The 21,966-nt window shown below is 64.1% G+C and carries 22 protein-coding genes and 4 tRNA genes; 14 read left to right on the forward strand and 12 right to left on the reverse strand.

The genetic code is table 11. The features are described from left to right. Window positions 1–12 precede the first annotated feature (12 nt). A complete protein-coding gene (gene hfq, locus ACT7DK_RS17070) occupies window positions 13–387 on the forward strand; it encodes an RNA chaperone Hfq (protein ID WP_445401256.1) in 375 nt (124 codons plus the stop codon). A gap of 18 nt (window positions 388–405) precedes the next feature. Here hfq and ACT7DK_RS17075 read toward each other — a convergent pair whose 3' ends face one another. Beyond that, a complete protein-coding gene (locus ACT7DK_RS17075) occupies window positions 406–987 on the reverse strand; it encodes an HAD family hydrolase (RefSeq protein ID WP_445401258.1) in 582 nt (193 codons plus the stop codon). Window positions 988–1,035: 48 nt separating this feature from the next. Beyond that, on the reverse strand, window positions 1,036–1,908 hold the full coding sequence (gene dapA, locus ACT7DK_RS17080) for a 4-hydroxy-tetrahydrodipicolinate synthase (RefSeq protein WP_445401260.1): 873 nt from the start codon (window positions 1,906–1,908) through the stop codon (window positions 1,036–1,038). Between the two features lie 293 nt (window positions 1,909–2,201). On the opposite strand from dapA, the gene rsmC reads away from it, so the two are divergent. The 7 genes from rsmC (at window position 2,202) to ACT7DK_RS17115 (ending at window position 5,851) form a co-directional block, all read left to right on the forward strand. Then, window positions 2,202–3,221, forward strand: a complete 1,020-nt coding sequence (gene rsmC / locus ACT7DK_RS17085) for a 16S rRNA (guanine(1207)-N(2))-methyltransferase RsmC (RefSeq protein ID WP_445401262.1) — start codon at window positions 2,202–2,204, stop codon at window positions 3,219–3,221. A 124-nt stretch (window positions 3,222–3,345) separates the two neighbouring features. After that, a tRNA-Leu gene (locus tag ACT7DK_RS17090) sits at window positions 3,346–3,431 on the forward strand. Window positions 3,432–3,486: 55 nt separating this feature from the next. After that, window positions 3,487–3,572 (forward strand) — tRNA-Leu (locus ACT7DK_RS17095). 74 nt (window positions 3,573–3,646) lie between these two features. Beyond that, window positions 3,647–3,732, forward strand: a tRNA-Leu gene (locus ACT7DK_RS17100). Window positions 3,733–3,888: 156 nt separating this feature from the next. After that, complete coding sequence (locus ACT7DK_RS17105; RefSeq protein WP_445401264.1) at window positions 3,889–4,224, forward strand: hypothetical protein; 336 nt, start codon at window positions 3,889–3,891, stop codon at window positions 4,222–4,224. Window positions 4,225–4,283: 59 nt separating this feature from the next. Next, window positions 4,284–4,844 (forward strand): CBS domain-containing protein, encoded by a 561-nt coding sequence (locus tag ACT7DK_RS17110; protein WP_445401266.1) that lies wholly within the window; start codon window positions 4,284–4,286, stop codon window positions 4,842–4,844. Between the two features lie 173 nt (window positions 4,845–5,017). Then, window positions 5,018–5,851 carry an ion transporter gene (locus tag ACT7DK_RS17115; protein WP_445401268.1) on the forward strand — a complete coding sequence of 278 codons (834 nt, stop codon included), beginning with the start codon at window positions 5,018–5,020 and terminating at the stop codon, window positions 5,849–5,851. Between the two features lie 32 nt (window positions 5,852–5,883). On the opposite strand, the gene ACT7DK_RS17120 is transcribed toward ACT7DK_RS17115, so the two are convergent. From ACT7DK_RS17120 to ACT7DK_RS17130, 3 genes are all read right to left on the reverse strand, one after another. Next, the gene (locus tag ACT7DK_RS17120) at window positions 5,884–6,084 is read right to left on the reverse strand and encodes a hypothetical protein (protein WP_445401270.1); all 201 of its coding nucleotides are present in this window, start codon (window positions 6,082–6,084) and stop codon (window positions 5,884–5,886) included. Between the two features lie 61 nt (window positions 6,085–6,145). Next, window positions 6,146–7,483 (reverse strand): 23S rRNA (uracil(1939)-C(5))-methyltransferase RlmD, encoded by a 1,338-nt coding sequence (rlmD, locus tag ACT7DK_RS17125; protein ID WP_445401272.1) that lies wholly within the window; start codon window positions 7,481–7,483, stop codon window positions 6,146–6,148. Window positions 7,484–7,559: 76 nt separating this feature from the next. After that, window positions 7,560–7,644 (reverse strand) — tRNA-Leu (locus ACT7DK_RS17130). Window positions 7,645–7,860: 216 nt separating this feature from the next. Here ACT7DK_RS17130 and ACT7DK_RS17135 point away from each other — a divergent pair. Then, window positions 7,861–8,316, forward strand: coding sequence for an RDD family protein (locus tag ACT7DK_RS17135; RefSeq protein WP_445401274.1), 456 nt, complete (start codon window positions 7,861–7,863; stop codon window positions 8,314–8,316). A gap of 48 nt (window positions 8,317–8,364) precedes the next feature. Here ACT7DK_RS17135 and lptG read toward each other — a convergent pair whose 3' ends face one another. Together lptG and lptF are read right to left on the reverse strand one after the other, a co-directional pair. Next, window positions 8,365–9,435 carry an LPS export ABC transporter permease LptG gene (gene lptG / locus ACT7DK_RS17140; RefSeq protein ID WP_445401276.1) on the reverse strand — a complete coding sequence of 357 codons (1,071 nt, stop codon included), beginning with the start codon at window positions 9,433–9,435 and terminating at the stop codon, window positions 8,365–8,367. Then, window positions 9,435–10,544, reverse strand: coding sequence for an LPS export ABC transporter permease LptF (lptF, locus tag ACT7DK_RS17145; RefSeq protein ID WP_445401278.1), 1,110 nt, complete (start codon window positions 10,542–10,544; stop codon window positions 9,435–9,437). Before lptF ends, lptG begins: the two co-directional genes overlap by 1 nt. A 160-nt stretch (window positions 10,545–10,704) precedes the next feature. On the opposite strand from lptF, the gene pepA reads away from it, so the two are divergent. The 4 genes from pepA to ACT7DK_RS17165 all read left to right on the forward strand — a co-directional run bounded on the left by pepA (window position 10,705) and on the right by ACT7DK_RS17165 (window position 16,399). Continuing rightward, window positions 10,705–12,216 carry a leucyl aminopeptidase gene (gene pepA, locus ACT7DK_RS17150; protein WP_445401280.1) on the forward strand — a complete coding sequence of 504 codons (1,512 nt, stop codon included), beginning with the start codon at window positions 10,705–10,707 and terminating at the stop codon, window positions 12,214–12,216. A 2-nt stretch (window positions 12,217–12,218) separates the two neighbouring features. After that, window positions 12,219–12,665 carry a DNA polymerase III subunit chi gene (locus tag ACT7DK_RS17155; RefSeq protein WP_445401282.1) on the forward strand — a complete coding sequence of 149 codons (447 nt, stop codon included), beginning with the start codon at window positions 12,219–12,221 and terminating at the stop codon, window positions 12,663–12,665. Window positions 12,666–12,669: 4 nt separating this feature from the next. Beyond that, window positions 12,670–15,522: a valine--tRNA ligase gene (locus ACT7DK_RS17160; protein ID WP_445401286.1), complete on the forward strand. Its 2,853-nt coding sequence runs from the start codon at window positions 12,670–12,672 to the stop codon at window positions 15,520–15,522. Window positions 15,523–15,838: 316 nt separating this feature from the next. Beyond that, window positions 15,839–16,399 (forward strand): CAP domain-containing protein, encoded by a 561-nt coding sequence (locus tag ACT7DK_RS17165; RefSeq protein WP_445401288.1) that lies wholly within the window; start codon window positions 15,839–15,841, stop codon window positions 16,397–16,399. A gap of 4 nt (window positions 16,400–16,403) precedes the next feature. On the opposite strand, the gene ada is transcribed toward ACT7DK_RS17165, so the two are convergent. From ada to ACT7DK_RS17185, 4 genes are all read right to left on the reverse strand, one after another. Next, complete coding sequence (ada, locus tag ACT7DK_RS17170) at window positions 16,404–17,486, reverse strand: bifunctional DNA-binding transcriptional regulator/O6-methylguanine-DNA methyltransferase Ada (protein ID WP_445401290.1); 1,083 nt, start codon at window positions 17,484–17,486, stop codon at window positions 16,404–16,406. A 145-nt stretch (window positions 17,487–17,631) separates the two neighbouring features. Further along, complete coding sequence (locus tag ACT7DK_RS17175) at window positions 17,632–17,847, reverse strand: glycine zipper 2TM domain-containing protein (protein WP_445401292.1); 216 nt, start codon at window positions 17,845–17,847, stop codon at window positions 17,632–17,634. A 126-nt stretch (window positions 17,848–17,973) separates the two neighbouring features. Further along, entirely contained in the window at window positions 17,974–18,984 is a 1,011-nt protein-coding gene (locus tag ACT7DK_RS17180; RefSeq protein ID WP_445401294.1) for an asparaginase domain-containing protein, read from the reverse strand. Between the two features lies 1 nt (window position 18,985). Beyond that, window positions 18,986–20,383, reverse strand: a complete 1,398-nt coding sequence (locus ACT7DK_RS17185; RefSeq protein ID WP_445401296.1) for an aspartate ammonia-lyase — start codon at window positions 20,381–20,383, stop codon at window positions 18,986–18,988. A gap of 346 nt (window positions 20,384–20,729) precedes the next feature. Here ACT7DK_RS17185 and ACT7DK_RS17190 point away from each other — a divergent pair, with 346 nt between their 5' ends. Then, on the forward strand, window positions 20,730–21,542 hold the full coding sequence (locus tag ACT7DK_RS17190) for a helix-turn-helix domain-containing protein (RefSeq protein ID WP_445401298.1): 813 nt from the start codon (window positions 20,730–20,732) through the stop codon (window positions 21,540–21,542). Window position 21,543: 1 nt separating this feature from the next. Here ACT7DK_RS17190 and ACT7DK_RS17195 read toward each other — a convergent pair whose 3' ends face one another. Next, a complete protein-coding gene (locus ACT7DK_RS17195) occupies window positions 21,544–21,951 on the reverse strand; it encodes a hypothetical protein (RefSeq protein ID WP_445401300.1) in 408 nt (135 codons plus the stop codon). Window positions 21,952–21,966 lie beyond the last annotated feature (15 nt).

The raw sequence follows: 21,966 nt of genomic DNA on the forward strand, positions 1-21,966 counted from the left end.
AGGACTGCCTACATGACTGCCCAATCATCTAATCCCCAATCGCTGCAGCAAGCTTTCTCATTGGGTAACGGACAGGATGCGGCACTGAACTGGTTGCGCAAGAATCAGACTCATTGCGCCATCTTCCTCACCAATGGCATCAAGCTGGAAGGGATGATCAGTGCCTTTGACCAATACAGTATTTTGTTGTCCGACCCCCGCGGTCAGCAACAACTGATCTACAAAGCCAAGATATCCACCATTTCCCCGGCGACCCGCCGGCCGCCACGAACCGGCGTTATCATCAACAAGCCTCGCCGTCCCCGCTACGACAATCATCACGACCACTCCACCCATCGTGACGACCAGCACGATCACCAGGACAACGATCAGGGCGAACAGCGCTAACCCACATGGTGTTCAGGGTCAGCCCAGCTCGGGCCGGCCCGCCACCACCATCACGCAAGCCATTCCCGCCGCCTCCGCCGCCTGCCGGCCGATGGGCGTATCCTCGAACACCAGGCAATGGCCGGGACTCAGTCCCAGCTCTCGGGCGGCCAGCAAGTAAGTGTCCGGATTCGGCTTGTGCAGATCCACGTCGTCGGCGGTGATCACCACCGGAAAATAGTCCCGCAGCCCGGTATTGAGCAACACCCGCTCGGCATTGACCCGCGAAGAGCCGGTGCCGATGGCCATGGGCTTGTCCGCATATTGCTCCAGCAGGGCCAGCATGGCGGGAAAAGGCCGGGCTTCGGGCAACAGCTGCTGATAATGGCCGTTTTTCACCGCCACCACCCGGTCGCCGTCGAGGCGGAGCCCCTGCTCGCCGTTGATGAGGTCGACTATCTTGCGGCTGGGTACGCCGCCCAGATCGTACAGCCAGCCGGCGTCGTAGCCGAAACCGAATTCCCGCGCCGCCAGCTCCCAGGACGCCAGGTGCAGGGGCATGGTGTCGACCAAGGTGCCATCGAGGTCAAAAATCAAGCCATCAAAGTGTTGCGGATGCATCTGTGCCACCAAAAAACAAGATGGCCGCTCACGCGGCCATATTAAGGGTTAAATCAGTTCCAGCTCTTCCATTACCCGGCGGATACGTGCCTTGGTGCTGTCCTGCAGCGGCACCACCGGGATCCGGCAGGCTTCGCTGGCCAGCCCCAGCAGCGACAGGCCGTATTTGGGACAGGCCGGGTTGGGCTCGGCGAACATCGCCTGGTGCAGCGGCAACAGCCGATCCTGCAGGGCGCGGGCCTCCTCCCACTTGCCGGCCAGGGTCAGCTCCTGCAACTGGGCGCAGAGGCGGGGGGCGACGTTGGCGGTGACCGAGATGCAGCCCTGGCCGCCGGCCACGTTATAGGACACGGCGGTGCCGTCCTCGCCGGACAGCCAGGCGAAGGGCTTCTTGATCAGTTGCCGCTCGGCCCAGGGGCGGGACAGATCGCCGGTGGCGTCCTTCACCCCGGCGATGCGCGGCAGCTCGGCGATGCGCGCCATGGTCTGGGGGCTGATGTCCACCACCGCCCGCGGCGGAATGTTGTACACGATGATCGGCAGTTCGGTGGCATCGTGCAGCATCCGGAAATGGGCGTAGAGCCCTTCCTGGTTGGGCCTGTTGTAATAGCCGGCCACGTGCAGAGTGGCATCGGCCCCCACCTGCTGGGCGTAGTTGCTGTACTCAATCGCCTCCACCGGGTTGTTGGAGCCCGCGCCGGCGATCACCGGCACCCGGCCCGCCGCCTGCTCCACCACTAGCTCGATCACGCGGCAGTGCTCGTCATGGCTCAGGGTCGGACTTTCCCCGGTGGTGCCCACCGGCACAATGCCGTGAGTACCCTCCTCGATGTGCCAGTCGACCAGGCGGCGCAGGGCGGCCTCGTCGAGACGGTCACCGTCAAAGGGGGTCAGCAGGGCAACTAAAGAACCGCGAAACATGGAAACTCCTTCTCCTGGCTAGAGGATTGAAAAATTTGGATTAAAAAACCCCGGTCGCTGCTGCGTAACCGGGGTTTGAGAACTGCTCGTCTTGATGAGGATCTGGCGTCGGTCACGCAATAGGGGTCGCCGCTTTTCGCTTGAGCGGTTTGGCCGGTTTGCGTTTAACGATAAAAACCATGACTTGCACCTAAAAAGACCTTGAACTGCATCTTTTGCTAATGCCCGGCAAATGTCAAGGGGGGTGCCGCCATGTATAATGCCCAATTCCCTTATTTGTTGCGGAGCCCGAGATGTTTGAGGCCTTGACCCCGGTCGGCGAGATGCTGACCCGTAATCTGGACACCCTGAGCCGCCAGCCGCTGCTGATCTGCGGCCTGCTGGAAGACAACCTGCCTGGGCTGCTGGCCGAGGCCGGCCCCTCCCCGCGGGTGTTCACCACGGATTTCCGCTATTTCCTGTGGCTTGAAGGCAAAAATGACGTCAAGGTCGAATTCGGCAGCCAGCCCGGGCCCGGGCCCGCCGCCGGCCTGCTGCTGCTGATGCCCAAGGCCAAGGCCGAGGCCGACTACCTGCTGGCGGCCTGCCTGCCGCTGCTCGCGCCCGGCGCGCCCGTCTTTATCGCCGGAGACAACAAGGGCGGGGTCAAGGCTGCGCCCAGACTGCTGGCCCCCTACTGCGACCAGGTGAACAAGCTCGACAGCGCCCGCCGCGCCAGCCTCTACCAGGCCCAGGTGGTCCGCCCGGCCGCCCCCTTTCGGCTGGCCGACTGGGTGCGCCGCTATTCCCTGCCGGAAGAGCAGCTGACCGTCTGCACCCTGCCCGGGGTGTTCAGCGCCGAACATCTCGACAACGGTTCCCGGTTGTTGCTGGACAGCGTCGGCGAACTGCACGGCCGGGTGCTCGACTTCGGCTGCGGCGCCGGCGTCATCGGCGCCAGCCTGTTGCGGCGCCATCCGGGGCTTGAGCTTGAGATGATCGACATCAACGCCCTGGCGCTGGAAGCCAGCCGGCTGACCCTGGCGGAAAACGGGCTGGCAGCCGAGGTGTACGCTTCCGACGGCCTGGCCCAGGTCGACGGCCGCTTCGACCATATCATCACCAACCCGCCCTTCCATGCGGGCCTCAAGACCTTTTACCACACCACCGAGACCCTGCTGGCCCGGGCGGTCGACTACCTAAAACCGGGAGGCGAACTCATCCTGGTGGCCAACGCCTTCCTGCCTTATCCGGAGCTTATCGAGCAAAGCTTCGGCCATTGCGACATCCTGGCCGCCACCGGCAAGTTCAGGATCTACCGGGCGAGGCGCTGAGTTTCTGTTCAAAGCCGGGATTTTTTGAGCAACCGGCGTCCAGTGCCGGTTTTTTTTAATTTTCTCGGAATCCGCGTATTGACGGCCGATAAAAAATCTATAGAATTCGCAGTCCTCAGCACGGGCGAGGGTGGCGGAATTGGTAGACGCGCTAGCTTCAGGTGTTAGTGTCCTTCGGACGTGGGGGTTCAAGTCCCCCCCTTCGCACCACGACTGAGCGAACAGGATGACGGCCTCATCTAAAACAGCCGGACAATTCGGGTATGCGAGGGTGGCGGAATTGGTAGACGCGCTAGCTTCAGGTGTTAGTGTCCTTCGGACGTGGGGGTTCAAGTCCCCCCCTTCGCACCAAGCCTTTCAGGTTTGGCAACCCTGCCCGAAATTCAGGATGGTGGCCCATCTAAAACAGCCGGACAATCAGGTATGCGAGGGTGGCGGAATTGGTAGACGCGCTAGCTTCAGGTGTTAGTGTCCTTCGGACGTGGGGGTTCAAGTCCCCCCCTTCGCACCACGATTGTTGTTACAGCAGATAATCACACCGTTTTTTTGACCACTACACCGACGCCGTTTGGTGTTTTTTCGTTTCAGGCTCTCTCCCCTTGTCTTTGTCACCGATTCGTCGGATGATGCTTGCATGTTGTTAACATATCGTTAATGGAGCGCCGTCTTGCCCTGGCTCAGTGCCCTCGCCCTGCTGCTGTATCTCAGCCTGCTTTGCTCACCGCCGGCCCCGGTCGTGGCCGCGCCCTCGCTGCTGACGGCGGAACAGCATGCCCAGGAGGTCAATGCGCCGGCGGGGATCACCCTGTTCCAGCAGGAGCAGGAAGGGAGCGATGATCCGGAGCAAGGGCTGCCCATCGGCAACGGCGGGCAACCCTGGCCCTGGCTCGTACAGCGGCAGCGGTTCACGACACCGCTGACCCGGCCCCACTTTCTTACCGAACGCCAGGCGCGCGGCCCTCCCACCTTCTCCCCTGCCAGACACCGGGATCAGCTGGTCTGATCCGCCTTTAATCTCTGATTGTCTGTGGCCCTTTCCCTGAAAGGGTCGGGAGGAACGACATGAAAACACTGCACCTGTACGCCGTTGAACACCGTGACCACCTGGTCCAGCCCGGGGATACCCCCGATCTGCAGCTGGACTCTCCTGCCCTCGGCCTGCTGAACGATTTCAAGCAGAACCCGCCCACCATGATAGACGCAGATACCCGGGCGGCCGAGGTGCTGGAAATGATGCATCACGATCACACCAAACTGAAGCTGGTGGTGGACTCGCAGGAAGAGTTGCTTGGCCTGATCCAGCTCGATCAGTTGAGCGGCCAGGCCTTCGTGCAGCGCGTCGCCAACGGCGACAGCCGCGACGAGATACTGGTCACCGACCTGATGTGCCCGAGGGACAAGCTCAGGGCGCTGGATTATCAGCAGTTGCAGCAGAGCACCATCGCCGATGTGATCCATGCCCTGCAATCCAATGGCGAGCGCCACTGCCTGGTCATCGACCGGGAGTCGCACCAGATCCGGGGCCTGATTTCGGCGCGGGATATCGCGCAGCGACTGGGAATGCGGCTCGACATCCGCAGGGCACCCACCTTCCTCAATATCTTCGATTCGCTCTCATCCTGAGCGCGGCGGCGGCCCCGGGCCGCCGCTCCCTTCTGCCGGCACCGTAGGTAGCATGCGCCCGGCTACCAGGTGACATCGGGCCGGTCGCTGTATTACCATGCAGCCTCACCCTGCCGTGCCCGAGTGCATGGCCCCGTCAAGATCACCCTTTTGGTTTCGAGATATAAAAGCAAATGAGTAACGGATTCGCCCAGCTGCAGGCCCAGTTTTTGCGTTTGCGCAGCAACAAGCTGTTCGAAGGCTTCGTGATCAGCGTCATCGTGTTGTCCGCCCTGGTGGTGGGCGCCAAGACCTACGACAACGTCAATCGTTTCGAACACGTACTGGCGGTGCTGGATGCCGCCGTCACCCTGTTCTTCCTGGTGGAGATCACCATCCGCATGGCCGCCGAGCCCAGGCTCAGGGACTTTTTCAAATCCGGCTGGAACCTCTTCGACCTGGTGATAGTACTGGCCAGCATGGTGCCCCTCGACAGCACCGACACCGTCCTCATCGCCCGCCTGCTGCGGGTATTCCGTGCCCTACGGCTGGTGTCCATGATCCCCGAGCTGCGGGTGCTGCTCAACGCCCTGGTGGTCGCCATACCGCGCATGGGCTATGTGGCGCTGCTGATGTTCATCATCTTCTACATCTACGCCGCCATCGGCAGCTTTGTCTTCGAAGGCGTCGACGATTTCCTGTGGGGCAATATCAGCCTGGCGATGCTGACCCTGTTCCGCATCGCCACCTTCGAAGACTGGACCGACGTGATGTACGACACCATGGAGCTGTATCCCTACAGCTGGATCTACTACGTCAGCTTCATCTTCCTCACCGCCTTTATTTTCCTCAACATGATGATCGGCATAGTGCTGGAGGTGATGCAGAGCGAAAGCGAGAAGTTCAAGGCGGAAAACGGTGAGGATCCGGCCCAGGAGCAGCAGGCGCTGCAACAGGAGCTGGTCCGGATGCGGGAGCAACTGAACCGGGTAGAAGCACTGCTGCAGGAGCAGAGCAGAAAAGCCTGAGCCGGTGCGGGAAGAGGCTTTCTTCCCGCTCCTCAGCCCCCCAGCAGCAATCCCAGGGTCAGCCCCAGGCCGGCCAGGCCGCCCACCGGCAGCCAGTACCAGTACCGGCTGACCGAAGGCATGGCTAGTACCAGGGCGAAGAGGGCGAAACCCGCGCTCAGCCAGAGGGTAAGGCCCGATGCGGGCACCCACCACACCACCGTCAACCATGCCAGTACCAATAACACGACCATGTCAGCCTCCTTTGTCGAGTTATTGATAATAGTTATCATTCATTAATTTGCAAGGTTTTCTTCAGCGCCGGGTCAGCAGGGCCACGGTTTCCACGTGCATGGTGTGGGGGAACATGTCCACCGGCGTGGCCTGTTCCAGCTCGAAGCCGTGGGTGCAGAGCCAGGCCAGATCCCGGGCCAGGCTCTTGGGATTGCAGGACACATACACCAGCCGCTCGGGTCGCATCTCGGCCAGGGTCTCGAGCAGCGCCTGATCGCACCCCTTGCGCGGCGGATCCACCACCACCACATCCGCCCTGAGCCCCTGCAGGTAGAGCCCGGGCACCACCGTCTCCGCCGCCCCCAGGTGAAACTCCACGTTGGCCAGGCCATTGCGCTCGGCGTTGGCGCGGGCGTCGGCAATCGCCTCCGGTACCAGCTCCACACCGATCACCCGATGTGCTTGCCGGGCCATAAACAGGGCTATGGTGCCGATGCCGCAATAGAGGTCGAACACCGTCTCGTGGCCCTTGAGATCGGCCTGGCGCAGGGCCTCCCGGTAGAGTACCTCGGTCTGGCGCGGGTTGACCTGATAGAAGGACAGGGGGGAGATAGCGAATTCCAGCCCGCCCAGGCTGTCGGCAATGGCCTCCTTGCCCCACAACAGGCGGTTGTCCGGGCCCAGCACTCTGTTGCCGCCGTCGCCGTTGATATTGAGCACCAGGCTGGCCAGGCCCGGCAACGCCTCCAGCCCGGCCACCAGCCGTGCCAGGGCATCTTCGGCCGGCGCTGTCGCCACCACCAGCACCACCATCAGCTCGCCGCTGTTCACCCCGTTGCGTACCATGATATGGCGTACCACTCCCTCCCCCGTCGCCTCGTTATAGGCGGGTTGGGCCGTGCCGCGCATCCAGTCCCGCACCCGCCGTACCACTTCGGCGGTTTCCGGTGCCTGCACCCGGCATTGCTCCACCTCCACCAGTTGGTGGCTGTGCTTGGCGTAAAAGCCGATAAAGGGGCCGGGCTGCACCGCGTATTGTGCCTTGTTGCGATAGTGGTAGGGCTCCTCCATGCCCAGGGTCTGGGCTACCGGGCAGTCCAACCCCCGGGCCTTGAGCGCATCCAGCAGCAGTTGGCGCTTGAGCTCGAGCTGAGGCCGGTAGTCCATCACCCGTACCTGGCAGCCGCCGCAATGGGTATGAGGGCAGAAATCCTCGCGGCGGGCGGCGGAGGCCTGTACCAGCTGCACCAGCCGGCCATGGCAAAAATGCGGTTTGACCAGAGTCAGCCGTACCTCGGCCTGCTCCCCCGGCAGCACGCCTTCAACGTAGAGCGGCCGTCCGTCCAGGGTGGCGACGCCATCCCCCTTGTCGGTAAGGCTGTGGACAGAAACGATAACCTGCTGGCCGGGCTTTAACATGGAACTGCACTCTGAAGATTGACGCTGGATGTCAGCTTAGCAAAAACAAAAAAACCCAGCCTATGCTGGGTTTTAGTGGTAGCAGTGGCCGGACTCGAACCGGCACGCCCGAAGGCAAGTGATTTTGAATCACTCATGTCTACCAATTCCATCACACTGCCACCTTGGTAGGCTCACCAGGGTGAGCGGCTTGCATTATACGTATCCGCCCAGGGCCCGCAAGCAGATTCTGAATATGGCCGGATGATTGCCCATTAATTACCCGCCCGCCGCAGGTTACCCCCCGTCACCGCTTTTGCTAGAATGCGGCCACTTTTTGCCAACGGGGGTGCTTTGCCTTGGTTTCTTCTTATGTAGGCCTGCCCAGGGCGGGTGTGATGCGTCGCCTCGGGGCCTGGCTGTACGACGTACTGGTGGTGGCGGCGCTGTTGATGGTGGCCGGCTTTGTCGGTTTCGGCCTGGTCCAACTGGCCCTGACCCTCGGCTGGATCGAGCTGGGCCGGCACCAGGACACCGCCGCCCTGCTCGGCGCCAGCCGGCTGTACAGCCTCTACCTGCTCAGCGTGGTGCTGGGTTTCTATTGCTGGTTCTGGCATACCAGCGGCCAGACCATCGGCATGCGCGCCTGGCGGCTGAGGGTGCAGAACACCGACGGTTGCCGTTTGACCCTGACCCAGGCCCTGGTGCGGGCCGCCAGCGCCCTGCTGGGGCTGGGCAATGTCTGGGTCTGGCTCAATCCGGGCACCAGGCTGGCACTGCAGGACAAGATCGCCGGTTGTGAGGTGGTGGTGCTGACCAAGGAGCAGAACCGGCAGTTGTTGAGCCGGGATTGATACGTACGTGAGGGGTGAGGAGATCCCCTCACACCTATCCCCTCACGCCTAGGCCCGGCGATTCAGCAGAAACAGCGCCACCCCGATAAACGACAGGCTGGGCCCCAGGGCCCCGATCACCGGCGGCACCTCATAGACCAGGCTGATGGGACCGAACACCTCGTTGGCCACGTAGAAGCCGAAACCGAACAGTATGCCCAGCAGCAGGCGGGCGCCCATGGTCACGCTGCGAAGGGCCCCGAACACGAAGGAGGAGGCCAGCAGCATCATGGCCATCACCATCACCGGTTGCAGCGCCTTGCGCCAGAATTCCAGGGCATAGCGGCTGCCGTCCTGGCCGCTTTCCTTCAGATAGGCCTGGTACTCCCACAGGCCGCGCATCGACAGCTCATCGGGGTCTATCGCCACCACCCCCAGCTTTTCCGGGGTCAGGCTGGAGTGCCAGCCCCGGGCCGCCTGCTGCTCGGTGGTCACCGCCACCCCGTGATTGAACAGGGTATCGGTCACATTGAGCAGCTGCCACTGATTGTCCCTGTACTCGGCTTGCGCCGCCTGGGTAATGCGATCGAGCTGCATGTCATCATCAAAATAATAGAGGGTGATGTTGCTCAGGGTGCCGTCGCGCCGGGCCTGGCCGATATTGATATAGGCCTCGCCGTCCTTGGCCCAGACTCCATGCACCGACAGCACCACCTGGCCGTCGGAACGGGACTGGGTGCGCAGGTCGTCCGCCGCCAACTTGGTGACCGGCGCCACGAATTCCCCCACCAGCATGATCACCAGCATCAGGGGCAGCGCCGTTTTCAGGGCACTGGTGACGATGTTGAAGCGGGAACTGCCGGAAGCCTGCATCACCACCAGTTCACTCGAGCTGGCCAGCTGCCCCAGGCCAATCAGGCCCCCCAGCAGGGCGGCGATGGGGAAGAACAGCACGATTTCCTTGGGCATGGACAGCAGCACATAGTAAAAGGCGGTCAGCAGGGTATAGCTGCCCTCGCCCACGCTGCGCAGTTGCTCCACATAGCGGATGATGGCGGACAGACCCACCAGGGTCAGCTCGCACAGCAGGATGGACATCAGCACGGTGCGGCCGATGTAGCGATCGAGGATACTGAACATCAGGCCGCCTTGCTCCGTTGGAATTGTTCACGGGTCCGGTTCCACCAGGCGGTTTCCACCAGGTTGAGGGGAACCGCCACCAGCAGCAGGAAGCCGAGCGGAACCAGATAAAGGCCGGGAACAGTGGGCAGGCTGCTCCCCGTCACCGCCGAACGGGCAGCGCTCTGCAGAAGAAAGTAAGCCAGGTACAGCAAAATCGCCGGCAACAGCTTGGCGTAGCGTCCCTGACGCGGATTGACCACCGCCAGCGGCACCACCACCAGGGTCAGTACCAGCATGGACAACGGCAGTACCAGCCGCCACTGCAGCTCGACCCGGTGAGCCAGCTCATCGGAGCGCCACAGTGCCAGGCTGTCGAGTGCCTCGCTCCGGCTTTGCACCTCCCCCACTTCCGACGGCCGGATATAGGCGCTGTATTCGTCGAACTCGGCCACGTCAAACTGGCGGCTACCCGGTGTGCCGCTGTAGCGCCGCCCTTCTTCCAGGGTCAGCCACTGGCCGCCGGCGCGCTCATGGATGCGGCCACCGTCGGCCACCACTATGGCGGGCGCCTGCTGAGCCTGCCCCCGCTGAACCACGAACAACCGGTTCAGACGGTTGCCCTCATCGTCTTCGTCCAGCGTTTCCACGTAGGCCACGATACGCCCGCCGTCCAGGCTCATGAAACGGGCCTGGCGCAGCACGGCGAAACCGGGGTCGGCCTTGACTTCTTCCAGTATCCGGTACACCTGTCCCTTGGCCCAGGGGTTGAGCCAGAGCGAATTGAACAGAGCCACCACTGTCCACAGCAGTGCCAGCACCAGGGTCGCCTTCATGATCTTGCTCGGCCCCATGCCCACCGCCTTCATCACCGTCATTTCGCTTTCGGCATAGAGCCGGCCATGGGCGAACAGGATGCCGATGAACAGGCTGACAGGCAGCATCAGGGTCGCCATTTCCGGCAGGTTGAGCAGCAGCAGCTTGCCCACCAGGGCGCCCGGAATGTCGCCACTGGCAGCATCACCCAGCACCTCGATGAAATTCTGGCTGACGAAGATGAGCAGCAGGACGAACAACACGGCCAGCTGCGTCTTCAGGGTTTCCCGAAACAAATAGCGGAATGCAATCACCGTTAATCCCAGTGTAAACTTGTCTTTTTTAATGGAAACGCTTAACAATAAGCGTAAAATCACGATTTTCGCATATTAAGTACGCGAAGATCGGCGCCTTGGCGATGGCCCTCATTATCGTTCATCTGGCGCCCATTGTCTTCAGGCTGTAGGAGAATCCATGGAGTTCAGTGTCAAAAGCGGTAGCCCCGAAAAACAGCGCAGCGCCTGCATCGTGGTCGGCGTCTTCGAACCCCGCCGGTTGTCGCCGGTGGCCGAACAGCTGGACAAGATCAGCGACGGTTACATCAGCTCCCTGCTCCGGCGGGGCGATCTGGAAGGCAAAGCCGGCCAGATGCTGTTGCTGCACCAGGTGCCCGGCGTACTGGGCGAGCGGGTGCTGCTGGTGGGCTGCGGCAAGGAGCGCGAGCTCGACGAACGCCAGTACAAGCAGATCATCAGGAAGACCATCAGCACCCTGAACGAAACCGGCTCCATGGAGGCGGTGTGTTTCCTCACCGAGCTTCATGTCAAGGGACGCGACACCTACTGGAAGGTGCGCCAGGCGGTGGAAACCACCCAGGCCAGCCTGTACAGCTTCGATCAGTTCAAGACCAACAAGGCCGAACCACGCCGCCCGTTGCGTAAGCTGGTGTTCAACGTGCCCACGCGACGGGAGCTGACCATCGGCGAGCGCGCCATCCAGCACGGCCTGGCCGTGGCCAAGGGCGTACGCATCTGCCGGGACGTGGCCAACATGCCCCCCAATGTGTGCAACCCCGCCTACCTGGCTTCCCAGGCGCGCCAGCTGGCCGATGCCTACGACAACATCAGTACCCGGGTGATCGGCGAGGAAGAAATGGCCGAACTCGGCATGAACGCCTACCTGGCGGTGGCCCGCGGCTCCCACAATGAGGCCATGATGTCGGTGATCGAATACAAGGGCCATCCGGACCCCAGTGCCCGCCCCATCGCCCTGGTGGGCAAGGGCCTGACCTTCGACGCCGGCGGCATCTCGCTCAAGCCCGCCGAGGGCATGGATGAAATGAAGTATGACATGGGCGGTGCCGCCTCGGTGCTGGGCACCCTGCATGCCCTGGCCGAGCTGCAACTGCCGATCAACGTGGTGGCGGTGCTGGCCGGCTGCGAGAACATGCCCGACGGCAACGCCTATCGCCCCGGTGACATTCTCACCACCATGTCCGGCCAGACGGTGGAAGTGCTCAACACCGATGCCGAAGGCCGCCTGGTGCTGTGCGATGCCCTGACCTTCATCGAACGCTTCGAGCCGGAAGCGGTGGTGGACGTGGCCACCCTCACCGGCGCCTGCATCATCGCTCTGGGCCACCACACCTCGGGGCTGCTGGCCAATCACAACCCCCTGGCCCACGAGCTGCTCAACGCCTCCGAGCAGGCCGGTGACCGGGCCTGGCGCCTGCCCATGAACGACGAATACCAGGAGCAGTTGGAAAGTCCCTTCGCCGACATGGCCAACATCGGCGGCCGCCCTGCGGGCACCATCACCGCCGCCTGCTTCCTCAGCCGCTTCACCAAGAAGTACAACTGGGCGCACCTGGATGTGGCCGGCACCGCCTGGAAGAGCGGCAAGGACAAGGGCGCCACCGGCCGCCCGGTGCCCCTGCTGACCCAGTTCCTGCTGAACCGGGCCGGCATTAACAACACCGAAGAATGAGCATGAGCCAGGGCTGTTTCTATCTGTTGCCGGACCATACCGGCCCCGATGCGCCGGAGCAGCTGGCATGCCGGCTGGCGACCGACGCCTATCGCCAGGGGCTGGGCGTGTTCATCCATACTCGCGACCAGGCCCAGGCCGAAGCGCTGGATGAGCTGCTCTGGCAACAGTCGCCCGACAGCTTCGTGGCCCACAATCTGCAGGGCGAGGGCCCCCGTCAGGGCGCCCCCGTGGTGATCGGCTGGCAGGCACCGCATCAGGGCCGGGCGCTGCTGATCAACCTTAACCCACAAGCGCCGGCCTTTGCCCGGCGTTTCAACCAGTTGGCCGACTTCGTGCCGTCCGACGAGGCCGGCAAGCAACTGGCCCGCGCACGCTTCAAAGCCTATCGGCAGGCCGGTTTCGACCTGACCACCGCGCCTGCACCATCCCAAACTGAAGACGCATAACACCATGGACAAGACGTTTAATCCCAACGCCATCGAGCAGGCCCTGTACCAGCAATGGGAAAGCAAGGGCTACTTCAAGGCCCACGGCGACACCCGCAAAGATGCCTACAGCATCATGATACCGCCGCCCAACGTGACCGGCAGCCTGCACATGGGCCACGCCTTCCAGGACTCCATCATGGACACCCTGATCCGCTACCAGCGCATGCAGGGCAAGAACACCCTGTGGCAGGTGGGCACCGACCACGCCGGCATCGCCACCCAGATGGTGGTGGAACGCAAGATCGCCGCCGAAGAGGGCAAGAGCCGCCACGACTACGGCCGCGACGCCTTTATCGACAAGATCTGGGAGTGGAAGCAGGAATCCGGCGGCACCATCACCCGCCAGCTGCGCCGTCTGGGCGCCTCGGTGGACTGGGAGCGCGAGCGCTTCACCATGGACGAGGGCCTGTCCAACGCGGTGAAGGAAGTGTTCGTGCGCCTGTACGAGGACGACCTCATCTACCGCGGCAAACGGCTGGTGAACTGGGATCCCAAGCTGCACACCGCCATCTCCGATCTGGAGGTGGAAAACCGCGAGCTGAAGGGCCACATGTGGCACTTCCGCTACCCCCTGGCCGACGGTGTCAAGACCGCCGACGGCAAGGATTACCTGGTGGTGGCCACCACCCGTCCCGAGACCATGCTGGGCGACACCGCGGTGGCGGTGAACCCGGAAGATCCGCGCTATAAGGACCTGATCGGCAAGGACATCATCCTGCCCATCGTCAACCGCCGCATTCCCATCGTGGGCGACGAGCACGCCGACATGGAAAAGGGCACCGGCTGCGTCAAGATCACCCCTGCCCACGACTTCAACGACTACGAGGTGGGCAAGCGCCATGGCCTGCCGATGATCAACGTGCTCACCCTCAACGCCGAGATCCGCGACCAGGCCGAGGTGTTCACCACCAAGGGCGAGCCGTCCGACGCCTACGGCGCCGAGCTGCCCGTCCAGTTCCGGGGCCTCGACCGTTACCAAGCCCGCACCGCCGTGGTGACCGAGCTGGAGCAGTTGGGTCTGCTCGACGGGGTCAAGGATCACGAGCTGACCGTGCCCTACGGCGACCGGGGCGGCGTGGTGATCGAGCCCATGCTCACCGACCAGTGGTACGTGCGCGCCGCCCCCCTGGCCGCCGTGGCCACCCAGGCGGTGGAGGACGGCGACATCCAGTTCGTGCCCAAGCAGTACGAGAACATGTATTTCTCCTGGATGCGCGACATTCAGGACTGGTGCATCTCCCGCCAGCTGTGGTGGGGCCACCGTATCCCCGCCTGGTACGACGACAACGGCCAGGTCTATGTGGGCCGGGATGAGGCCGAGGTGCGCGCCGCCCACCGGCTGGGCGATGACGTGGCCCTGCGCCAGGACGAAGACGTGCTCGACACCTGGTTCAGCTCGGCGCTGTGGACCTTCTCCACCCTGGGCTGGCCGGAGCAGACCCCGGAGCTCGAGACCTTCCACCCCTCCAGCGTGCTGGTCACCGGCTTCGACATCATCTTCTTCTGGGTGGCACGCATGATCATGATGACCATGCACTTCCTCAAGGATGAGCACGGCAAGCCCCAGGTGCCCTTCAAGACCGTCTACGTCACCGGCCTGATCCGCGACGAGAACGGCGACAAGATGTCCAAGTCCAAGGGCAACGTGCTGGATCCGCTCGACATGATCGACGGCATCGATCTGGAATCGCTGGTGGCCAAGCGCACCGGCAACATGATGCAGCCCCAGCTGGCCGCCAAGATCGAGAAGAACACCCGCAGGGAGTTCCCGGACGGCATCGAGCCCCACGGCACCGACGCCCTGCGCTTCACCCTCTGCGCCATGGCCTCCACCGGCCGGGACATCAACTGGGACATGAAGCGCCTGGACGGCTACCGCAATTTCTGCAACAAACTGTGGAACGCCTCCCGTTATGTGCTGATGAACACCGAGCAGCAGGACTGCGGCCAGGACGGCGGCGAACTGCAGTATTCGCTGGCGGATCGCTGGATCCAGGCCCAGTTGCAGGTCACCATCAGGGACGTACGCAGTGCGCTCGACAGCTACCGCTTCGACCGGGCCGCCAACGCCCTCTACGAGTTCATCTGGAACCAGTTCTGCGACTGGTACCTGGAGCTGACCAAGCCGGTGCTGTGGCACGGCTCCGAGGCCGAGCAGCGCGCCACCCGCAAGACCCTGATCGAGGTGCTGGAGACCCTGCTGCGCCTGGCCCACCCCATCATGCCCTTCATCACCGAGGAAATCTGGCAGCGGGTGGCCCCGCTGGCCGGCCGCGCCGGCGACACCATCATGCTGGCCGCCTACCCCGAACTGGATGCGGCGCTGGAAGACCAGCAGGCGATGGCGGATCTGGAGTGGGTGAAGCGCTTTATCGTGTCCATCCGCAACCTGCGTGCCGAGATGAACATCCCCCCCGCCCAGGCACTGAGCGTGCTGCTGCGCCCGGCCGGCGACGACGCCCGCCGCGCCACCGACAACGACGCCTTCCTCAAGGCCATGGCGAAGCTCGACAGCATCACCCTGCTGGCCGCCGATGAAGAAGCACCGGTGTCCACCAAGCAGTTGATCGGCGACACCGAGCTGCTGCTGCCCATGGCCGGCCTGATCGACAAGGACGCCGAGCTGGCGCGCCTGCAGAAGGAGCTGGACAAGGTCGGCGGTGAAATCAAGCGGCTGGAAGGCAAGCTGAACAACCAGGGCTTTGTCGCCAAGGCCCCCGCCGAGGTGGTGGCCAAGGAGCAGGAGAAGCTGGCCGATTACCAGGCCACCCTGGCCAAGCTGCAGGCTCAGCGCGAGCAGATCGCAAGCCTCTGATCACCTCCCCCTGAACCACAAAGCGCCCGCCGATGGGCGCTTTGTTCCGGCTGTTCACTAGACCGCTTGTCATGACCGATGCAATCGGCCAAAGAGCCCACTCCGCCGACACGCTGTAAATACATCCCTGTACGCTCGCACATGCCATCCCTGGCATGTGACGGTCGGCGGAGTGGACCCTTTTTCCTCCTTTCTGGGCATGGGTATTTCCTGCCAATCCGGAGGACCATCATCCTTCTGAAAGCGCCCGCCGATGGGCGCTTTTTATTCGCGCCCGATACACTTAGGGTCTGGATCCCTGCTGCGGAGCCGCCTTATGCGCCTCGTCCATCTCAGCCTGCTGACCCTGCTGCTGACCGCCTGTGGCGGCCCGGCGAGTATGCTCCCCCTTAGGTCCGGCACCGCCATGGCCCCCGCCTACCCGCCGGCTACCGGGCTGCCGGGCCCCGCTCCCCTCACCCAGGACCAGCGCCGGGCACTGCTGGCGGCCCACAACGCCGCCCGCGCCGAGGTGGGGGCGGCGCCCCTGGGATGGTCGGCGCGCGCCACCGAACAGGCCGCACGCTGGGCCGAGACGCTGGCCCGGCGCTGCACCCTGGAGCACAGCCAGGGCTCGGGCTTTGGTGAAAACCTCTTTATGGGTACCCAAGGCGTTTACGACGAGCTGGACGGGGTCCGCGCCTGGGAAGAAGAAAAAAGAGACTATGCGGGCCAGCCGCTGACCCGGGCGTTGGCACCGGTGGTGGGCCATTACACCCAGATGATCTGGCCCTCCACCCGGGAGCTGGGCTGCGCCAGCTCGGTCTGCGACGGCAAGCTGATCCTGGTATGCCACTACCACCCGCCCGGCAACTCCCTGGGGGAAAAAGCCTACTGAAGGCTCAGTCGTCTTCTGCTGACTCGGCCTCCCGCGCCAGCAGTTGCCGCTTGCGGGCTATGCCCCAGCGGTAGCCGGACAGGCCGCCATCGCTGCGCACCACCCGGTGGCAGGGAATGGCCACCGCCAGGGCATTGGCGGCGCAGGCCCCGGCCACGGCCCGCACCGCCCGCGGCTGGCCGATGCGCCGGGCCAGCTCGGTGTAGCTGATGGTCTCCCCCGCCGGTATCTGCCTCAGGGCCTGCCAGACCTTCTGCTGAAAGACGGTGCCGCGGATATCGAGCGGCAGATCCAGCTCCTGGCCGGGACTCTCCACAAAGCCCACCACCAGTGCCACCTTTTGTTCGAAATCCCCGTCGCCACCGATCAGCCGGGCGGCGGAAAAGCGATCCTGCAACTCCCGCAGCAAGGCCTCGGCATCGTCCCCCAGCAGGATGGCGCAGATGCCCTTGTCGCTCATCGCCACCAGTATGGCCCCCAGGCTGCACTGGCCGATGGCGAAGCGGATCTCGGCCCCGGCCCCGCCGGCGCGGTAGCGCCCGGGGGGCATGCCCAGCAGTTGGTCGGCTTCTTCGTAGAAACGGCTGCCGGCGCCGTAGCCGGCCTCGAAGATGGCTTCGGTCACGCTCGACTCCTGCGTCAACGCCCGCCGCACCCGCTCCGCCCGGCAGGCCTGGGCATAGGCCCTGGGGCTGAGCCCGGTACCGGCCTTGAACAGCCGCTGCAGATACCAGGGGCTGAGTCTGGCGTAGGCCGCCAGCTCGGCCAGGGTGGGGATACGGTCCGCCTGCTCGATATAGCGGCACAGGGCCGTGACCTGCGCCTGTACGCCGGCCGGGGCCGCCTGCTCCGGCCGGCAGCGCCGGCAGGGCCGGAACCCCGCCGCCTCGGCCGCCGCGGCCGAGTCATAGAAACGGACGTGTTCGGGCCTGGCCCGGCGCGACGGGCAGGTGGGACGGCAATAGACGCCGGTGGTGATCACTCCGTAGCAGAAACGGCCGTCGGCGGCCGGATCCCGGGCCTGCATCGCGGCCCAGCGGGGATCCTGGGTGATGTCTTCGGCGCTCTCGGCATGGCAACGGGTCATGGGCTGGGTCCTTTGTGTGGGATGACACCCTCACTGTAGCCCCGCCGGCACCGACCGGCACTCCGATTCTTGCGCCGAAATTCGCCCGGTGGGCGTGGCGGAAGGAGGCGACGGGGCTCGGGCCCCGCCGTGCCCGGTATGAGTATTACTTCTTGTCCTTGGTCTCGATCTGGTTGCCGATCACCCCGCCCACCACGGCACCGCCCAGGGTACCGGTGGTGCTGCCGCCGGTGAGCACGGAGCCGGCCACGCCGCCGACACCGGCGCCGATGGCGGTGTTGCGTTCACGTTCGGACATGTTGGCACAGGCCGACAGGCCCAGCAACAGGACGGCGGCCAGTACCCCACTCATCATTTTCATCTTGATAACCATGGTCATTACCTCGGCTGTGTCTGTTCGCCTCGCCGGCACCTGATCCTGATTGTATCCACCAGGCGCCCCGTCGCCCAGCCACCGCCATCGCCCTGTGCAGGTTACTGTCGCGTCTCAGCCGCTCATCTCGCCGCGCAGGGGCCGGAGCATCAGCTCGCGCACCCGCACGGGATCGGTTTCCATCGCCAGCAGGTAGTGCAGCTTGGCGAAGGCCGCCTCCAGGGTCAGGTCGCCGCCCGGGATCACACCTATGCGGTTTAGACTGTTGCCGGTGGCATAGGTGCCCTGATCCACCTTGCCGTAGAGGCAATGGGTGCGGTTGACGATGACCTGGCCCCGCTCCACCGCCGCCGCCAGCACCTGCATCAGTTCGGTGTTGGCATCGGGCGGATTGCCCACCCCGAAACTCAGCATGACGGCACCGCGCACCCGCTCGTCGTCGAGCAGGGCCCGGGCGGCCCGGGCGCTGATGCCCGGGTAGAGGCTGAGCACCGTCACCGCCTCGGGGTCGAACTCGGGGATGCGGAAGCACAGTGGCGTCGGCGGCAGCAGCAGGCCGGGCTCCGGCTCCAGGCGGATGCCGGCCACCCCCAGGGGGGGATGGTTGGGCGAGGCGAAGGCATCCAGTTCGGTGGCCTTGAGCTTGGTGGTGCGGTTGCCCCGCAGCAGCCGGCCGTTGAAGTAGATGCACACCTCGGCCAGCCCCGGCCGTTGGCACAGGTGCAGGCCGTTGATGACATTGTCCAGGCCGTCGCTGCGTCGCTCCGACAGGGGGATCTGGGAGCCGGTGAAGATCACCGGCTTATCCTGCCCCGGCAGCATGAAAGACAACGCCGCCGCGCTGTAGGCCATGGTGTCGGTGCCGTGCAGCACCAGGAAGCCGTCGTAGTCCTGCCAGTGGATCACCAGCAGGCCGGCGATTTGGGACCAGTGGGCCGGGGTCAGGTTGGCGCTGTCGATGAGCTGGTGCAGCTCGATCACGTCGAACTCGGGCAGCTCGGGCTCGCCGCTGTCCGCCAGCCGCCGGCGCAGCAGCCGGGCGAACTCCGGATCCGGCTTGTGTCCGTCAGGGGTGGCCCGGCAGCCGATGGTGCCGCCGGTATGCAGTATCAGTACCCGTCCCATCTCAGGCCTCCACCGGCGCGACCATGGCCGCCGGGCTCAGGATGGCGGCCAGTTGCGCCTCGCTCAAGAGCCCTTCCTTCCGCACCAGCTCGGCCACGCCGGCCCCGCTCAGCAGCGCCTGGCCGGCGATACGGCTGGCATTGTCGTAGCCGATATGGGGTACCAGGGCGGTGACGATGCCGATGCTGTTCGCAACATGGCTGGCACACTGAGCTTCGTTGGCCTGAATGCCGCGCACGCAGCGCTCGTCCAGCATGCGGATGGCCTCGCCCAGCATGCGGCAGCTGTTGAGCAGGTTGTAGATGATCAGCGGCTCCATGGCGTTGAGCTGCAGCTGGCCTGCCTCGGCGGCCAGGGTCACCGCCAGGTCGGCGCCGATGACCTGGAAGGCGGTCTGGTTCATGGCCTCGGGGATCACCGGGTTGACCTTGCCGGGCATGATGGAGGAGCCGGGCTGCATGGCCGGCAGGCTGATCTCGCCCAGGCCGGTGCGCGGGCCGCTGGACAGCAGGCGCAGGTCGTTGCTGAGTTTGGACAGCTTGACCGCCAGCCGCTTGAGCACGCTGGAAAAGGTGACGAAGGCGCCCATGTCGGAGGTCGCTTCCACCAGGTTGCCGGCCAGGCTCACCGGCAGCTCGGTGATGTCGGCCAGCTCGTTCACCGCCAGCCGGGCGTAACGCGGATGGGCGTTGATGCCGGTGCCGATGGCGGTACCGCCCAGGTTGACCTCGCACAGCAGGCGGCATGCATCGTCGATGCGCGCCTCTTCCTCGCCCAGGTTGACGGCGAAAGCCTCAAACTCCTGGCCCAGGGTCATGGGCACGGCGTCCTGCAGCTGGGTGCGGCCCATCTTGAGGATATGGGCGAATTCCCGGCCCTTGTCGGCCAGGCTGTGCTGCAGGCCGGCAATGGCCTCTTTCAGTGGCTGGGCGGCGAACACGATGGCCAGGCGGGCGGCGGTGGGATAGGCGTCGTTGGTGGATTGGGAGCAGTTGACGTCGTTGTTGGGGTGCAGTTCCTTGTACCGGCCGCGCTCGTGCCCCAGTTTGCTCAGGGCCAGGTTGGCGATAACCTCGTTGGCGTTCATGTTGGTGGAGGTGCCGGCACCGCCCTGGATCAGATCCACGATGAACTGGTCGTGCAGCTCGCCGCGGATGATGTCGGCGCAGGCGGCCTCGATGGCCCCGGCCTTGTGCTCGGGCAGCAGGCCGAGCTGGTGGTTGGCGCGGGCGGCGGCGGCCTTGACCATGGCCAGGGCCCGGATCAGTTCGGGGAAGTGGCTGATGGGCACGCCGGTGATGTTGAAGTTCTGTTTGGCGCGCTGGGTCTGGATACCGTACCAGGCCTCAGCCGGCACCTGTTGTTCACCCAGAAGATCATATTCGGTACGTGTTTGCATTTGGAAGTATCCCCACAAAGTCGTCTGTCTGTCCGGTAATGGTACTGGCAGGCACAGCACGCCGACACGCCACAAGTACATCCCTGTAGGCTCGGACATGCCATCCCTGGCATGTCACGGTCGGCTTAGCTGTATCCTGCCATTACCGGTTCGGAACCCGGCTGCCTGCTGTCCGCATCTGGATTCAGTGCGGTTATTACAGCAACAACGGGGGCCGGCAGGGAATTTGGCGCCTTGTAGCAAAGTGGCGCTGTCTGACGCACTGGCTGCATCAATCAGATACAGGCGCACTCTGTTGCAGGAAGCCGACTTTGGGTACACTGGGCGCAGTTTTCCCGGAGTCCCCATGCATCACGATTTCGCCAAGAACCTGCGCCTGCTGTGCAGCTACTACAAGTCGGTGGCCGAGGTGTGCCGCAAGCTCAAGGTCAACCGGCCCCAGTTCAACCGCTACCTGAGCGGGCGCTACAAGCCCTCGGCCCACAGCCTGCGCCGGTTGTGCGACTTCTTCGGGGTGGAGGAGCACGAGATCCTGATGCCCCACAGCCAGTTCGAGCTGCTGATCCAGGTGCGGCCCCGGCCGCGGGAAGAGGCGGAGGAGCATCCGGAATACCGCCACCTGGATCTGCTGCAGGCCAACTCCCAGGGGCTGGACAAGTACCTGGGCTATTACTTCGAATACCACTATTCGATGGCCTTCCCGGGCAAGATACTGCGCAACCTGGTGTGCCTGGAGAAACGGAACGGCCGCGTCTACTACCAGCGCACCGAACGGCTGCAGCAGAGCCCCGGCGAACGGGTCTACCACAGCAAATATTTGGGCATGGCCCACCTGCTGACGGATCGCATCTTCCTGGTGGACTACGAGTCGCTGACCTGCAACCAGTTGACCCAGACCATCCTTATCCCCACCTTCAAGAGCCGGGTAGGCAGGCTCAGTGGCCTGCGCCTGGGCGCCTCGGCCAGCGGCGAGCGCATTCCCAGCTGCACCCGAGTGGTGTTCGAGTACCTGGGCCACAGGGTGGATATCCGCCGCACCCTCAAACTGTGTAGTACTTTCGAGGCGGACGGCGGCCAGATCTCGCCGGCGGTACTTGCCGCCATCCGCAATGAGATGGCCGCGGGGGAACATCATTTCCGCGCCCGCCACTGCTTCTGATTCAGGCCACCTGCCCCAGCCACAACAGCCGCACCACGGCCACGTTGGCCAGGCTGACCAGGAACAGGAAACCGACATAAGTCATCACCAGGTAACGGAAATAGTGATGCGGCCCGTGGCGGATCAGGCCGATCTCCTCCTGGTGCCGGCGGTGGGCGGCGGCAATCCTGGCGAACAGGCCCAGCTCGAAGTGCATCAGGAACAGGGTGATCAGCGCCAGCACGGTACCGAGCAACGGCGCGATCAGGATCCAGCCCTTGAGCACCCGGGTGATCTCGGGTTTTAGGTAGGGCACGGCCCCCAGCAGCACGACGGCAATGGTGATCTGGAACAGCTTCTTCCAGATATGATCATGGCGGTATTTGTATTCGTCCCACAACAGGGCGTGCGCCTCTTCGCTTTGCTCCACTCGCGTGTTCTCCGG

The sequence above is a fragment of the Zobellella sp. An-6 genome, assembly GCF_052487945.1.